Below are 12,936 nucleotides of genomic sequence, written 5' to 3'. Positions count from 1 at the left end.
AAAATTGCCGAAAACGAACTGATTATCATGCCTGGTGGCGGAATCAATCCAAGTAATGCGTATCTCTTTAAAGAAGGTAGTTTTCAAGAAATTCACTGTTCGGCAACAAGCATTCATCAATCGATTAATAATCCAAAAATCAGCATGAATAGTACAAAACTGTTCAACGAAACGCGCATTGCAACTTCCAACAAAGAAAAAATAAAACAAATATTAGAACGCATCAATTCATGAAACAAGTAAATTCTATTTTTTGTACACTCATACTAGCACTTTTACTCATTGGCTGTGCTAAAAACGACGTGCCAACCGTTGCAAATATTCACCAAAACTGGGAATTTAAACAACAAACAGACACGACTTGGAATACGGCAAGCGTTCCAGGAAATGTATATTCGGATTTGTTAGATCATAAAAAAATTCCTGATCCGTTTTTTGGCTCCAACGAACTGAACGTACAATGGGTTCCTACGAAAAATTGGGAATATCAGACGACTTTCGAGCTTGACTCAAAAACAATAGAAAAATCGAATATAGAACTGACGTTTGAAGGTTTGGATACGTATGCGAGTATTTACCTCAACGATTCGTTAATTGGACAAACGAACAATGCATTCCGAATTTGGAAATATGACATAAAAAAATTAGCAAAAGCTACAAACTCTTTGCGAATTGCTTTTGAAAAAACAAGTGTCCATGAAGAAAAAGAAACTGCAAAACTAGATTATTTATTAAATCCTGGCGATCGTGTTTTTACTAGAAAAGCGCAATTTCAGTACGGTTGGGATTGGGGACCAACTGTAAATACGGCTGGAATTTGGAAGCCCATAAAAGTCACTTCGTGGAATAATATGAAATTGGACGATGTGTATTTTAAGCAAGAAGAATTGACTGATGAATTGGCGTTAATTAGCGTAGAATATACCATTTCAGCGGATGAAGATGTAGAACAAACTACATTTGAAATCAAATATGAAGACACAAAACATACCGTAAAAGCGCCTGTGCATAAAGGAACGCATACGTATACAACCAATCTTAAAATCAAAAATCCGAATCGTTGGTGGACGCACAATTTAGGAACTCCGCATTTATATGAATTTGATGTCACACTAAAGCAAGGAAACGATTTAAAAGGACAAGAAAAAGTCAAAATTGGCTTGCGAACCATTGAATTGATTCGTGAAAAAGACGAAAAAGGTGAATCCTTCTATTTTAAACTCAACGGAATTCCTGTGTTTATGAAAGGTGCCAATTACATTCCGCAACACAGCATGCAAGACAAAGTGACCGATGCACATTATGAAAAACTATTGAATGATGTTGTAAGCGCAAATATGAATATGTTGCGCGTTTGGGGCGGCGGAATTTATGAGAATGACATTTTTTATGAATTATGTGACGAAAAAGGAATCTTAATCTGGCAAGATTTTATGTTTGCTTGCGCGATGTATCCCGGAGATGAAGCCTTTTTGGAGAACATAGAAAAAGAAGCGATCGATCAAGTGAAACGATTGCGTAATTATGCTTCTATTGCACTTTGGTGTGGAAATAATGAAAATAATGAAGCTTGGCATCGTTGGGGCTGGCAGATGGATAAAACACAAGCACAAAAGGAAGAAATTTGGGCAAGCTATTTAGCCGTTTTTGATCGTATTTTACCTGAAACTGTAGCTAAGTTTGATGCGGAAATTTCGTATTGGGAAAGTTCTCCGAGTTACGGACGTGGCGATGAGCGCTTTCAGTTTGAAGGCGATGCGCACGATTGGGGCGTTTGGCACGATGCATTACCTTTTGAACGTTTTGAACAGAAAGTACCGCGTTTTATGAGTGAATTCGGATTTCAGTCGTTTCCTTCCTATGAAGCAATTCGAGCGTTTACAGGTGAAGATAGCATTAGCATAAATCATGATAGTTATATAACGCATCAAAAGCATCCGAGAGGTTTCAAACTGATTCGCGAATATATGGAACGTGATTATCCTGTGCCAACTGCGGGCGATGATTATGTATACATGAGTCAACTGACACAAGCCAAAGGAATGACAATGGGAATGGAAGCACAACGCCGTGCCATGCCGTATTGCATGGGAAGCTTGTATTGGCAACTGAACGATTGTTGGCCCGTAGTTTCGTGGTCGAGCATTGATTTTATGGGCAATTGGAAAGCGCTGCATTACAAAGCAAAAAAGTCCTTTGAAGATGTGTTAATTTCTTCTATTGTGGAGGATGATACGCTTAGAGTGTTTGTAGTTTCAGATAAATTAGAGTCTGTTAAAGGTGTGATTAGATATCAATTTATAGACTTTGTAGGAAACATTCAATCTGATTTTAAAGATTCTGTTACTATAAAAGCCAATACAAGTGAAGAACTCTTTAGTATGGGAATTGACCAAATTAAACCTGATCATTTGGCAACAGTTTTAAAAGCTACATTGACATCTGACAATGCCGATTTTAACACATCTTCCTTGCATTATTTAGTCAAACCAAAAGAATTGTATTTACCAAAAGAAGACATTTCTACAAAAATCACTAAAATTGAAGGCGGATTTTCCATAGAAGTTTCTGCTAAAACATTACAAAAAGATATGTTCTTTTACACAAAATCCAAAGGACATTTTTCGGATAATTTCTTTGATGTATTGCCGAATGAAACGGTAACAATTACATTTATGACTGAAGCTGGAACTATTGATGATTTGGCGTTTAAGACTTTGAATGGGATTCAAAGCAAAGTATCTTTGGAGCGTTAAAAACGAATTTACTAAAAATGGAGTATCAAGAGTCGGGACATAAAATGGAGGCGAGTCAAATGAAAAGTTATTTGAAACGACAAATAGCGTATAATACCAAATGGATTATTGGTATTATGAGTGTGTTTTTATTGCTGATGTTTTGGTTTACTTATAGCTATCGTGTACATACTTTTGTTATGCTTCCTCTTACAATAATATTGTGCGCAATTATACTAATTGTATATTTTTTATCATTCATTCAACTTAAAAACATAGCGCAAAAGACGACTTACTTTATCTCTGAAACTAAGATTGAAAAAATAGTTTCTACGAATGAACTAAATTTCGCCAATCAACTAGCACAGGCAAGACAGGAAAGAAGATACGGAGTAAAAGCCAATCAAAGTTTTCCAATACACGAAATTGAGTCTACAAAAATAAAACCGAATGAGATTGTTATAAAAAGTTTCGATTACAATCTATTTACTTTTAATGGGAAAATTGTCATTCCAAAAGAAATAAATGATTACAATAGCGTAAAAGCATTTATATTAGCGAACGCAAAGAAATTTAAACTCAACTCTTAAATAGGATTTTGTAATGAAAAACACCATCTATAGCATTGTTTTAATACTTTTTTCCACACTAATTGGTTGTACTTCCTCAGAACCAAACCCTTCAGCACTCGTTGGAAAACACACCTTTGAATTGCTACAAAAAATGGAAACCATTTCGCAAGAAGAATTTAATACACATTTTTTGACTTTAACCGAATTGCGTGAATTTGCAAAAGACACTACAATCAAAAATACGTTTCGAAATGCTGTAACGAACGTTTCTAAAGAAACACACAACAAGCGATTACAGCAATCATACGAAATGATTAAAGAATCGGGCAAACGTTATAACATTGATTGGAACGTAATTACTTTTAGAGAATATCCGTATGAAATTAAAGATGAAAGCGGCATTGCTTTTCAAAATGGATATGTAGCTTTTGATTTTAATGATAAAAAATTTGTTGCCAAAATCGTTTCTATCCATTATAAAAATGAGCAACGTTTGTTTAATTTATCAAACATAGAACCTGTGCGAAAGCAGTAAACTCACAATTATTTATATGAAAAAAACATACTTTTTATTGATTTGTTTTAGCTTTTTATATTCGTGTACTTTTACAGGTACGACACATAAATATATTGCTCCAGAAAATATCGGAACTTATGCCTTCCAAATTTTAAAAACCTTAGATACGCTACAAAAAGAGGACTTTAAAACTCATTTTTTACCTTTTAAAATAGCCAAACCGATTGTTTCAAGTTTGCCAAGAAAAGAAAAACAGTTATTTAACGAATTTCCTCTGGAGAAAGATAAATATGCTAGTGCATTAGATAAGAGCTATAGTGACCTCAAAGAATTCTCGACAATGAATGCTTTTACATGGAAAGACGTTGAATTTTATGAATATGCTCCTGGTTATTTTGAAAATGAAGACGTTTCATTACATCTTGGACTTTTAAAATTTAATAAAAATAATAAAGAATATGGTGTAGAAATTCGTGCAATTACAACCAAGGAAAGTTCAGGTTTGTTGCTTTTATTACATCCAACAGAAATAATTCAACCTACCTATTAAAAAAATCAATGTATAAATTGATTTTTTAAGCTCCTATTTTTTATATCTTTAAGAAAACAATCCAGAATACCAATCCAATGAAAAAATTACAAATCGTTTTAATCGCACTACTTACGTCTTCTTTATTTATCTCTTGTCAAAAAACTAAAGGTGTTTCCAATGCCGATGACATGGGAAGATACGCTTTTGATATTTTAAAAAATTTAGATAATCTTAGCTCAGATGAATTTATAAATACATTATGCACTGCTGAAGAGATTAAAGCGTTTGGCAAACGAAATGCGGAAACACTCGATCCGAAAGCAAAAAAAGGGATTGATGACATTAAGAAAGAAAGTCATGAAGAACGCGTTGGAAGAGACTATGATCGTTTAAAAAAAGGCGCTGAAAAAAATAAAATTTCCTGGAGTGCTATTGAATACGATAGCTACGATTTTGAAGAAAGAGATCAAGATGGTATCAAATTCGTTCAAGGGAAATTATCCATTAAACACAAAGACGAAACCTATATTGTAGGCATAAATTATGCATTAATGGAAGGTACTTATATGCTTATAAGAGCTTCTAGACTTAACAAAAAACCAGAATAAATAGTTTAATAAACAACTTAGCATATCATTTTTATGAAAAAATTACAAATCGTTTTAATCGCGCTACTGACATCTTCTTTATTTATCTCTTGCCAAAAATCTAAAGGCGTGACCAATGCAGATGATATGGGAAGATACGCTTTTGATATTTTAAAAAATTTAGACAATGTTACAAAATATAAATACGTAGAAACCCTATTTACCGTAGATGAAATTAAAGCCTTCGGAAAACGAAATGCGGAAACTTTAGATCCAAAAGCGAAAAAAGACATAGACAAAATTGAAAAAGCTGAGTATAATGAACGAATGGAAAAAGATTACTTTCGTTTGAAAGAAAGAGCTAAAAAAAATAACATCACTTGGAATGCTATTGAATATGGTGATTATAAATTTAAAGAAAGAGATGAAGATGGTATCAAGGGCGCACGCGGTAAATTAACTTTTAAACACGGAGATAAAACCTACTTTGTTAAAGTAACTAGTGTACATCTTGATGGCGTGCATCGATTGATACGAATTTCTAGATTAGATGTACATAAAGAAGACTAAACAAACTAATAAGAAACATTTCAACCAAAAAATTACAAATATCATTTTCATGAAAAAACTACAATTCGTTATAATAGCATTAATTACAACTACTTTTTTTATCTCTTGTCAAGATTCAAAAATAATTAACAAAGCAGAAGATTTAGGACACTATGCGTTTAACATTTTAAAGAAATTAGACGATATTCCAAAAGAAGAGTTTTTGAATCATTTATTCACTATAGAAGAAATTAAAGTCTTTGCAGAAAAGTACAAAGATTCTATGCCTGAAAGAGCGTATGAAAGTTTTGAAAAGTTAAAAAAAGAAAAATATGAAGGGACCATTTTTGGCGAATATGAAGAATTAAAAAAGAGAGGTGAAAAATATACTATTGTTTGGAGCGAAATTGAATATTCAAATTTCACTTTCAAAAAACAAACTCAAGGTGGTTTGGCTGGCATTAAAGGTGTTTTATCTTTTAAACATAAAGACACTTTATATACCGTTCGTGCTTCTGCGCTTGAAGATGGAACATCATACATTCCGCTTATTATTAGAAGATTGAATAAAGATTAAGAAATCAACTACACATACAAAATCATCCTAATTATATTTCCATGAAAAAACTAACATTCCTTTTAGTTGTATTTTTTACAGCTACTTTTTCTGTACATTCTCAAAATTCAAAAAGTGTTGAAACTGCTGATGAAGTCGGTACTTACGCGTTTAATATCATAAAAAACTTAGATAAAACTTCTGACAAAGATTTTATTGCTAGTTTTATTTCTATTGAAAAACTCAAAGAATTGGTTTCCAAACAAGCAAATGCAGATGGAAGCGATATCAAAGAAATGATCACTAGCTTCACAAAAGAAGCCTATGAAGAAAAAGTAATTGGAGCACTTACTGAACTCAAAAAAGACGCCGAACAGTACAACATTGTTTGGAGCGATATTGAGTTTTCTGAATTTTCTTATGAAGAAGAAAATGAAGATGGATTTAAAGGAATTCGTGGCGATTTAATATTCACATACAAAGATCAAAAATATAAGGTAACGACTTCTGCCTTTTTTATAGACAACAAATACGCACCGCTAATTGTTCGTAGACTTCGAAAGATGTCTAACTAATACAAGTAAACTTTCATGAAAAGATACTCACTTTTAGTAATTACTTTTTTTATAGCTATTTTTTCAGGATGTGCCCAAGATTCTAAATATTACGAGTCAAGAAAAAATTAGGTAAAACCTCAGAAGCTGCATTTAAAAAAAACTTCTTAAGTCTTGCTAAAATTAAAATGTATGTAAATATAAAGCAGGGCAATATTAAAAACAAAATTACATAAGACAGAACGAATAATTACACTTTATTCAACCATTTTGGCGTTGCATTCGGAACAAAATTCCGCATGCGTTCCAAGAGTTTTGTACTATCTGTTTCAATAATAAGCATGTTAAAATTCTGCGCTTTAAGCAAGCCTTTTTTCATCATTGTTTGCATCATGGCAATGAGTTCGTCATAATATCCATTGCTATTCAAAATTGCCACAGGATGTGTTATTTGTGCCAATTGCAAAGCGGTAATCACTTCAAAAAGTTCTTCTAAAGTTCCAAATCCGCCAGGAAGCGCAATAAAACCTTCGGAAAGTTCAATCATTTTCAGTTTTCGTTCGGCCATTGTTTCTGTTGTGTGTAGTTCCTTGAGATCGGTATGTATAATTTCTTTACGTTTTAAAAACTCAGGAATCACACCAATCACTTCTCCTCCATTTTCCAAAGCTGCATTGGCAACTGTTCCCATAAGTCCAATCTTTGCGCCACCGTAAATTACTGCAATATTTTCTTGGGCTAATTTCTTTCCTAATTCAGCAGCATCTTTTACAATTTTCGGATCGTTTCCTAAGCTACTTCCGCAATAAATGGCGATACTTTTCATTTGTTAGGCTTGTTAGACTTGTTAGACTTGTTAGACTTGTTAGAAACTACATTTTTTTAAATAACGATCACGTCAGTTCGAGTGATTTTCGATAGGAAATTGTATCGAGAACTACTATGATAATCAAACTACTTCTCGATACAGTTTTCCTCCATTGCATTTCGAAAAACCACTCGAAGTGACGGTTAGAATTATTATCTATGAAACGTCATTTCGAGAGTTTTAAAAAAATTCGTGGCAATCTATTTCGCTACTAACAGATTACTTCCTCATGCTTCCTCGTAATGACCTTTTATATATGTATGTATAATTCAACATTTAGCATTTAAAATTCATCACCTCACACATTTGGTCATTCGGTCTACGCCGAAAATATCTTGCTTAAGTTCAATATTTTGAAATTGTTTTTCTTCTAACAAATCAATCATTTCTTTTCCTAAATACTGATTGATTTCAAAATATAAACTTCCGTTAGTAATTAAGTTCGCTTTCGCGAGATTTGCTATTTTATCATAAAAAATCAGCGGATCATCATCTTCAACGAACAATGCGGAATCTGGCTCAAATTCTAGTACATTTTTGCGCATTTCGGCTTTTTCTACATTTCGCACGTACGGCGGATTCGACACTATGATATCAAATTTCAATTCGTCTTCACCAAACACATTCAAATCTTCCAAAGGCAATACGTCAGCCTGTATGAATTCGACAGAAACATCATTGCTAGTTGCGTTTTTACGTGCTACTTGTAAGGCATTTTCAGAAATATCCATTGCGTATACTTTTGTATTGGGTAAATTTTTCTGCAATGCAATCGCAATACAGCCACTTCCAGTGCCAATATCTAAAATTCGGAGTGTTTCTGTAGCAGTATTGTTTTTCTCAGCATCTAGAATCCATTGTACCAATTCTTCTGTTTCTGGTCGTGGAATTAAAGTATGTTCGTTCACCAAAAATTCCAATCCATAAAAATGTGCTTTGCCTACAATATGCTGAATTGGTTTTTCAAGTTTTAATTCGCTCAATGCGGAAAACATCGGAGTTTCTTGCGCTTTCGTTATGACAAAATCTGGATCTAGTGCCAAGGCAAATCGTTCCAAACCAAAATATGCTTCTGTCAACATGAAAAAGAAGCTATTTACCTCATCTTTTCCGTACATTTCGTCCAATTCGTTGTGAAATATGTCTTGTATATCTTTTAGTCTCACTTTGTCTTTTTGTCTTGTTGTTTATTTGTTTATTCGTCGATTTGTTGGTTTGTGGATTTGTTATTTGGAAACCTGACTAATACCTAGAAAACTACAATTCCTTCAACATCCAAACATCACATGAATAATGTCCTGTACTTCCTAAAGGCTTCTCTAAATGTTGAAATCCGAATAATTCGTAAATATGAATGGCTGCTTTAAATTTTGGAGACGATTCTAAATAACATTGCGAATATCCAAAGTCTTTTGCTGCTTCCAAACATTTGGCAAACAACTTTTTCCCATATCCTTTTCCTCTCGTTTTGGCGAAAAAATACATTTTTTGCAACTCGCACACATTATTTTCATTGTCTCGCAATTGCTTAATTCCGCCGCCGCCAAGCACTTCTCCATCTTCTTCGATCACATAATATACTTCCCGATCGCCTTGATATGCTTCAAACATTGCATCAGTTTCTGGATCTTCATAAGCAGTTCCAACTTTTGGCATTCCAAATTCTGGAATCGCAGCTCTAATACAGGCTGCCATTGCTAAATTATCTTGTGGTTGTATTTCTCTGATTATCATTATGAACTAATTTTTATATCATAATTGGTTAGTAAACCGTGAATTTCCTTACGGGAAAATTGTGCTTTTTTTAGTCGATTCTGTATCGGATCAATCGAATAATTTCGCGCAGAAATAAAATCGGCTTTCTCCAAATTGGTTTGTTCAAAAATTGCAGCTTTCAAATCACAATCATCAAACACAGCACTTTCCAAATTGGTTGCGGTAAAATCTACTTTCTGTAAATTGCTTTTGCTAAAGTTTGTTTGCTTCATATTCAATTCTGCAAAAGAAGCCAATTCCAAATTACATGCTTTAAAAGTTACTGAAAACAGAAAATGATTGCACACACTAAAATCTACACCTAAAAGTTTACAATTCACAAAATTGACTTCGTTAAAAGAAGTACTTTTCACTTTTGTATTCGTCATATCACAGGTATCAAACGTACATTCTAAAAACGTGATGGTAGACAAATACACAGCTTCAAACTTACAATTGACAAACGTACAATTGTCATATTCGCCTTTCGGGAAAGCTTGCTGTGTATAATCAATTTTTGTAAAAGTTTGATCTTGATAGAATTCTTGACTCATTTTGTATACGCTTCAGATAGAAATTGTGTAGTTTTGCGATGCTGTGAAGATACTAAATTTGGTTGAATTTGGTTGTTTGTTGCTCGCTGTTTGTTGTTTGCAAATATTAAATTTCACAAAACGTCAATTCGAGTGATTTTTGTAAAAAATTGTATCGAGAAAAGCTATTAAACTAAACGTTTTTTAAACATGAAAAAACTCATCATCATTCCGATTTTGCTACTTATCATAAGTTGTAGCGTTCGCGAAAAGCCATTATTTGTCAAAGTGGATAACATGAAAGTAGTATCTTCTACTCTAGAAAATATTGTGCTTTCGGCAGATGCGTATTTCATCAATCAAAATGATATTGGCGGAAGTTTGGAAAGCAAAAATATCGATGTCATTATCAACAATACAAAAGTAGCAGAAATGAGTTCGGAAATGTTTGAAGTGCCTGCGGGCGAAGAATTTACCATTCCACTCAAAGTGATTGTGCCAACAAAAAAAGTATTTGGCAGCAATGAAAATGGTCTTTTAGGCGGAATTTTAAACGGACTTATTAATAAAAAAATAACCGTGCAATACAAAGGAATCATCACCTATCATAAATTAGGTTTTTCGTATGATTATGAAGTAGATACCACGCAAGAATTAAAAATAAAAATCTAGTGTCAAAAACGCATAAAACATACATGAAACGTTGTTTGCAACTTGCCAAAAATGGATTGGTTGCTGCCATGCCAAATCCGTCGGTTGGTGCAGTTATTGTACATAATGATGTGATTATTGGTGAAGGTTACACAAGCGCGTATGGCGGAAATCATGCAGAAGTCAACGCTGTACATTCCGTAAAGGGTAAAAGTGTATTGAAAGAAGCAACAATCTATGTTTCGTTGGAGCCGTGTAGTCATTTCGGAAAAACGCCGCCGTGTAGCGATTTAATCATCAAATACAAGATTCCGAAAGTAGTGATTGGAACTATTGATCCGTTTGCAAAAGTAGCTGGGAAAGGTATTGAAAAGCTTCAGAATGCAGGTTGCGAAGTGGTTTTAAATGTTTTGAAAGAGGAATGTATTGCTTCCAATAAACGATTTTTTACGTTTCACCAACACAAACGTCCGTATATTATTTTGAAATGGGCACAAACGCAAGATGGCTTTATTGATAAGATTCGAAACGAAAATGATCCGGTGCAACCCAATTGGATTACAAATACCAATTCGCGTCAGTTAGTTCATAAATGGCGCAGTGAAGAAGCGGCTATTTTGGTGGGAACGAATACGGCAATTACCGACAATCCGAAGTTGAATACTCGCGATTGGCATGGAAAAAGTCCTGTGCGAATTGTGTTAGACAGAAGTTTACGAATTCCAGAAACTTACTCACTTTTTGATCAAACCATAAAAACAATTGTGCTTACCGAACAAGAACGAGACAACAAAACGAACTTGGTTTTTGAAACGATTGATTTTTCGAAAAACATCGCACAACAAATTTGTGCAATTTTATACAATCACAATTTGCAATCCGTAATTATTGAAGGCGGAAAACAAACTTTACAAACCTTTATTGATGCGAATTTGTGGGATGAAGCACGCGTTTTTAAAGGAAACGTTTTGTTTTACACAGGAATTGAAGCGCCCAATTTTAAAGGAAATTTAGTCGCTTCAAGCAAAATTTCAGACAATACACTAGATAGCTATTATAATGATTAAAAACATAATTTTCGATTACGGCGATATTTTTATCAATCTTGATAAACCGGCCACACAACGTGAGTTGGATAAGTTAGGTATTGACGATTTTACGCCCGAAATGGTGGCAAAGAATCAAGCCTACGAAAAAGGACTAATTTCTACGGAAGAGTTTGTGAATTTTTACCATGAACACTTCCCGAATACTACCAAAAACGGATTGATTGATGCGTGGAATGCTATTCTGCTCGATTTTCCGAAACACCGAATGGAATTCATTAAACAACTAGCAAAAGATGACAATTACCGACTTTTTATATTGAGTAATACCAACGATTTGCATATTTCGTGGATTCAACAAGATTGGGGAATGGAGTTATACAACGTGTTTAAAAACTGTTTTGAGCAATTCTATTTATCGCATGAAATCCATTTTAGAAAACCGGATGCTGATATTTACGAATTTGTGCTAAACGAAAACAATTTAAAACCCGAAGAAACGATCTTTATTGACGATACCAAAGAAAACACGGATTCGGCAGCAACACTCGGAATTCATGTTTGGAATTTAATTCCTGGCAAGGAAGATATCGTAGATTTATTCACACATAAAAAATCATTATTTTGATTTACCTCATCCTTAGTGTATTCATTTCGAGTTCGTTATTTGTCATTTTCAAACTATTTGATAAATTTCAAATCAACACATTCCAAGCAATTGTTGTCAACTATATAACAGCTTTTTCTTGCGGATTTTTCTTTTATGGAAACGGAATTACGCTTACCGAAATCTCACAAAAACCGTGGATGACTGGCGCCGTTATTTTAGGTTTTTTATTCATTGCTGTTTTTATTCTGATGGCGCTTACAGCACAACGCAACGGACTTTCAGTAGCTTCCGTAGCAGGAAAAATGTCGGTAGTTATTCCCGTGATTTTTGCTGTAATTGTATATAATGAACAACTAAGTATTCTAAAAATTGCAGGAATCATTTTGGCGTTATTGGCAGTATATTTAACTACGGTTAAAAAAGATGGCGGAACGTTTGATCGTAAAAAATTACTCTTTCCCGCATTGTTATTTTTGGGTTCAGGTGTTATTGATACGGCGATAAAATACATTGAAACTACGTATTTGGAAAAAGGCGAAGTTCCTATATTTTCGTCAGCAGTTTTTGGTTGTGCTTTTATTGTCGGAATTGTGGTTGTTGCAATTCGTCGAGATTTTAAAATTACTGGAAAAACGATCCTTGGTGGAATTGCGCTCGGAATTCCCAACTTCTACTCTATTGTATTTTTGTTGAAAGCACTCAGACCTGAAAATTTGGGTGATAGTTCGACTGTTTATCCAATTAATAATGTGGCAATTGTGATGTTATCGACTATATTTGGAATCATCTTGTTTAAAGAAAAACTAATTACTAAAAACTGGATTGGAATTGCCATTGCGATTGTTAGTATTGCAATGATTGCGATTTCGGC

General features: G+C 33.8%; 16 protein-coding genes and 1 pseudogene. 13 read left to right on the top strand and 4 right to left on the bottom strand.

Going from position 1 to position 12,936, the window contains the following annotated elements:
* The 9 genes and pseudogenes from AB8B65_RS01430 to AB8B65_RS01390 form a co-directional block, all read left to right on the top strand.
* Positions 1 to 234, top strand: a pseudogene (locus AB8B65_RS01430) (copper homeostasis protein CutC); the annotation flags it as partial.
* Positions 231 to 2,756, top strand: a complete 2,526-nt coding sequence (locus AB8B65_RS01425; protein ID WP_405299010.1) for a glycosyl hydrolase 2 galactose-binding domain-containing protein — start codon at positions 231 to 233, stop codon at positions 2,754 to 2,756. The pseudogene AB8B65_RS01430 and the gene AB8B65_RS01425, both read left to right, overlap by 4 nt.
* 17 nt (positions 2,757 to 2,773) lie before the next feature.
* Positions 2,774 to 3,325 carry a hypothetical protein gene (locus AB8B65_RS01420; RefSeq protein ID WP_405299009.1) on the top strand — a complete coding sequence of 184 codons (552 nt, stop codon included), beginning with the start codon at positions 2,774 to 2,776 and terminating at the stop codon, positions 3,323 to 3,325.
* 13 nt (positions 3,326 to 3,338) lie between these two features.
* On the top strand, positions 3,339 to 3,842 hold the full coding sequence (locus AB8B65_RS01415) for a hypothetical protein (protein ID WP_405299008.1): 504 nt from the start codon (positions 3,339 to 3,341) through the stop codon (positions 3,840 to 3,842).
* Between the two features lie 16 nt (positions 3,843 to 3,858).
* Positions 3,859 to 4,374 (top strand): hypothetical protein, encoded by a 516-nt coding sequence (locus tag AB8B65_RS01410; protein WP_405299006.1) that lies wholly within the window; start codon positions 3,859 to 3,861, stop codon positions 4,372 to 4,374.
* A gap of 77 nt (positions 4,375 to 4,451) precedes the next feature.
* Positions 4,452 to 4,964, top strand: coding sequence for a hypothetical protein (locus AB8B65_RS01405; protein ID WP_405299005.1), 513 nt, complete (start codon positions 4,452 to 4,454; stop codon positions 4,962 to 4,964).
* 33 nt (positions 4,965 to 4,997) lie between these two features.
* Complete coding sequence (locus AB8B65_RS01400; protein ID WP_405299004.1) at positions 4,998 to 5,513, top strand: hypothetical protein; 516 nt, start codon at positions 4,998 to 5,000, stop codon at positions 5,511 to 5,513.
* A gap of 49 nt (positions 5,514 to 5,562) precedes the next feature.
* Positions 5,563 to 6,069, top strand: coding sequence for a hypothetical protein (locus AB8B65_RS01395; protein WP_405299003.1), 507 nt, complete (start codon positions 5,563 to 5,565; stop codon positions 6,067 to 6,069).
* Between the two features lie 41 nt (positions 6,070 to 6,110).
* On the top strand, positions 6,111 to 6,623 hold the full coding sequence (locus tag AB8B65_RS01390) for a hypothetical protein (protein ID WP_405299002.1): 513 nt from the start codon (positions 6,111 to 6,113) through the stop codon (positions 6,621 to 6,623).
* 229 nt (positions 6,624 to 6,852) lie between these two features.
* Here the strand turns inward: AB8B65_RS01390 and AB8B65_RS01385 are convergent, their stop codons facing one another.
* The 4 genes from AB8B65_RS01385 to AB8B65_RS01370 form a co-directional block, all read right to left on the bottom strand.
* Positions 6,853 to 7,428 (bottom strand): TIGR00730 family Rossman fold protein, encoded by a 576-nt coding sequence (locus tag AB8B65_RS01385; protein WP_405299001.1) that lies wholly within the window; start codon positions 7,426 to 7,428, stop codon positions 6,853 to 6,855.
* A gap of 335 nt (positions 7,429 to 7,763) precedes the next feature.
* The gene (prmC, locus tag AB8B65_RS01380) at positions 7,764 to 8,636 is read right to left on the bottom strand and encodes a peptide chain release factor N(5)-glutamine methyltransferase (protein ID WP_405299000.1); all 873 of its coding nucleotides are present in this window, start codon (positions 8,634 to 8,636) and stop codon (positions 7,764 to 7,766) included.
* 91 nt (positions 8,637 to 8,727) lie between these two features.
* Positions 8,728 to 9,204, bottom strand: coding sequence for a GNAT family N-acetyltransferase (locus AB8B65_RS01375; RefSeq protein ID WP_405298998.1), 477 nt, complete (start codon positions 9,202 to 9,204; stop codon positions 8,728 to 8,730).
* Positions 9,204 to 9,779: a pentapeptide repeat-containing protein gene (locus tag AB8B65_RS01370; protein WP_405298997.1), complete on the bottom strand. Its 576-nt coding sequence runs from the start codon at positions 9,777 to 9,779 to the stop codon at positions 9,204 to 9,206. Before AB8B65_RS01370 ends, AB8B65_RS01375 begins: the two co-directional genes overlap by 1 nt.
* 189 nt (positions 9,780 to 9,968) lie before the next feature.
* On the opposite strand from AB8B65_RS01370, the gene AB8B65_RS01365 reads away from it, so the two are divergent.
* The 4 genes from AB8B65_RS01365 to AB8B65_RS01350 form a co-directional block, all read left to right on the top strand.
* On the top strand, positions 9,969 to 10,430 hold the full coding sequence (locus AB8B65_RS01365; protein WP_405298996.1) for a hypothetical protein: 462 nt from the start codon (positions 9,969 to 9,971) through the stop codon (positions 10,428 to 10,430).
* Positions 10,430 to 11,476 carry a bifunctional diaminohydroxyphosphoribosylaminopyrimidine deaminase/5-amino-6-(5-phosphoribosylamino)uracil reductase RibD gene (gene ribD / locus AB8B65_RS01360; RefSeq protein WP_405298995.1) on the top strand — a complete coding sequence of 349 codons (1,047 nt, stop codon included), beginning with the start codon at positions 10,430 to 10,432 and terminating at the stop codon, positions 11,474 to 11,476. Before AB8B65_RS01365 ends, ribD begins: the two co-directional genes overlap by 1 nt.
* Entirely contained in the window at positions 11,469 to 12,083 is a 615-nt protein-coding gene (locus AB8B65_RS01355; RefSeq protein ID WP_405298994.1) for an HAD family hydrolase, read from the top strand. Before ribD ends, AB8B65_RS01355 begins: the two co-directional genes overlap by 8 nt.
* Positions 12,080 to 12,936, top strand: an 857-nt coding sequence (locus AB8B65_RS01350; RefSeq protein WP_405298993.1) for an EamA family transporter, incomplete at its 3' end; no start/stop codon positions are given. The genes AB8B65_RS01355 and AB8B65_RS01350, both read left to right, overlap by 4 nt.

Origin of the sequence: Kordia sp., assembly GCF_045105435.1 — a bacterium.
GTDB lineage: Bacteria > Bacteroidota > Bacteroidia > Flavobacteriales > Flavobacteriaceae > Kordia.
The sequence above is the reverse complement of the archived record's forward strand: the minus strand, read 5'-3'. Positions and strand labels throughout refer to the sequence as shown.

Excerpts from the sequence above, each read along its gene's own strand:
- AB8B65_RS01400 (WP_405299004.1), top strand. The coding sequence starts at position 4,998 with ATGAAAAAATTACAAATCGTTTTAATCGCGCTACTGACATCTTCTTTA.
- AB8B65_RS01420 (WP_405299009.1), top strand. The coding sequence starts at position 2,774 with ATGGAGTATCAAGAGTCGGGACATAAAATGGAGGCGAGTCAAATGAAA.
- AB8B65_RS01375 (WP_405298998.1), bottom strand. The coding sequence starts at position 9,204 with ATGATAATCAGAGAAATACAACCACAAGATAATTTAGCAATGGCAGCC.
- AB8B65_RS01425 (WP_405299010.1), top strand. The coding sequence starts at position 231 with ATGAAACAAGTAAATTCTATTTTTTGTACACTCATACTAGCACTTTTA.
- AB8B65_RS01355 (WP_405298994.1), top strand. The coding sequence starts at position 11,469 with ATGATTAAAAACATAATTTTCGATTACGGCGATATTTTTATCAATCTT.
- AB8B65_RS01365 (WP_405298996.1), top strand. The coding sequence starts at position 9,969 with ATGAAAAAACTCATCATCATTCCGATTTTGCTACTTATCATAAGTTGT.
- AB8B65_RS01415 (WP_405299008.1), top strand. The coding sequence starts at position 3,339 with ATGAAAAACACCATCTATAGCATTGTTTTAATACTTTTTTCCACACTA.
- AB8B65_RS01405 (WP_405299005.1), top strand. The coding sequence starts at position 4,452 with ATGAAAAAATTACAAATCGTTTTAATCGCACTACTTACGTCTTCTTTA.
- AB8B65_RS01385 (WP_405299001.1), bottom strand. The coding sequence starts at position 7,428 with ATGAAAAGTATCGCCATTTATTGCGGAAGTAGCTTAGGAAACGATCCG.
- AB8B65_RS01410 (WP_405299006.1), top strand. The coding sequence starts at position 3,859 with ATGAAAAAAACATACTTTTTATTGATTTGTTTTAGCTTTTTATATTCG.
- AB8B65_RS01390 (WP_405299002.1), top strand. The coding sequence starts at position 6,111 with ATGAAAAAACTAACATTCCTTTTAGTTGTATTTTTTACAGCTACTTTT.
- AB8B65_RS01395 (WP_405299003.1), top strand. The coding sequence starts at position 5,563 with ATGAAAAAACTACAATTCGTTATAATAGCATTAATTACAACTACTTTT.
- AB8B65_RS01370 (WP_405298997.1), bottom strand. The coding sequence starts at position 9,779 with ATGAGTCAAGAATTCTATCAAGATCAAACTTTTACAAAAATTGATTAT.